The sequence below is a fragment of the Pseudomonas sp. FG86 genome, from assembly GCF_057808775.1.
This window is the reverse complement of record NZ_JBMDIS010000190.1, coordinates 1-1,260: the sequence shown is the minus strand read 5'-3', so window position 1 is coordinate 1,260 and position 1,260 is coordinate 1. Positions and strand designations below refer to the sequence as shown.

At 53.9% G+C, this 1,260-nt stretch carries 1 protein-coding gene; it reads right to left on the bottom strand.

What is annotated here, in order from left to right; translation table 11 throughout:
* Positions 1–52: 52 nt before the first annotated feature.
* Positions 53–1,177 carry an IS481 family transposase gene (locus tag ACODSV_RS36245; protein WP_024073683.1) on the bottom strand — a complete coding sequence of 375 codons (1,125 nt, stop codon included), beginning with the start codon at positions 1,175–1,177 and terminating at the stop codon, positions 53–55.
* Between the last annotated feature and the right edge of the window lie 83 nt (positions 1,178–1,260).

Genomic DNA, 1,260 nt, shown 5'->3' with positions numbered 1-1,260 from the left:
CTGTATGGACCGGACACATGGTGGACACATGTGCGGGGACATGGTTGACACATTATGGACCATAGTCAGGTTTGCTCACGTCGATCGTTCGTAGGAAGTGATGGCAGAAAAACACGTCAAACAGTCCATCACCTTCAGTGTTGGGCCGTATTGCGATGTGATGCCCAGCCAAACCTTTGGCGATGCTGAAGTAGCGTTTCTGAAAACGAAAACGGCTGTGATAAGCCTTGGCTAATACGTCGTCCGGTCCGTACTCAAAGGTTGGTAACTGTTGCGGATAAGCCCATGGGCTGGCTCTATACCGGTCCATAGGCACCTTGTAGTCCAGCGCCTGATGGGGCCGTTGCAGGTTATAAACATCACGCCACCGATCAAATGCTGCTTGAGCTTCCTTGAGCGTGGAAAACTGACGCCCTTCAAGTACTTCGGCCTTGAGTGAGCGATGGAAACGCTCAATCTTTCCATTGGTTTGTGGGTGGTAAGGGCGGCTGAAACTGATCCGAATACCCAGACGAATCAACCAGATACTCAGCTCTGTGATTTCACCAGGGTTACGTGGAGAGCCCCAAGGCGGTCCGTTATCAACGTTGATGCGAGCCGGTAATCCGAAGCGCTGGAATACCTCGGTCAACCTTTCTTTCACCGTGGCTCCACGCTCGTTATCACAAGCTTGAATAGCCAAACTGAAACGTGAATGGTCGTCCAGTAAAGTCAGGGGATGGCATCTGCCTTCTTGCGTCGGGAAATGCCCTTTGAAATCCATCTGCCAAAGATTGTTGGGCGCCTCGTGTTCAAACCTCAGCTTTGCCTCTTGCTCCTTCGTAGTCGGCTGAATCAGCCCGTGCCGGTGCAGGACATTGGTAACGGTGCTGGGAGCAATCTGCTTTTTCAAGAGGCTGCTGATCGTGCGCCCACCCCATGCTGGATGGTCTTGTCTGAGCGCTATGACCTGCGCTTCCAGGGCCGGCGTGGTCAGCTTGGGGCTGGTAGCCGGTTTTCGGGATTTATCTTGCAGCCCTGAATGGCCGAGCGTCGCGTAGCGGTTAAGCCACTTGTAAGCCGTCTGCGGACTGATACCGAACCGTCGGCATAGTTCTCGTTTGTTGCTGCCGGGTTGCCCTGCTAAGGCAACAAACTCTTCTTTCAGGCTCATGGCATCTCTCGTGTCCCAGGGCATGATGGCTTTCCGGCGAAATTGGCTCGCCGAAAAGTGTCCACCATGTCCCCGCACACCCGTCAACCATGTGTCCGGTCCATACA

Coding starts and splice junctions, on each gene's coding strand:
- ACODSV_RS36245 (WP_024073683.1), bottom strand. CDS start 1,177: ATGCCCTGGGACACGAGAGATGCCATGAGCCTGAAAGAAGAGTTTGTT.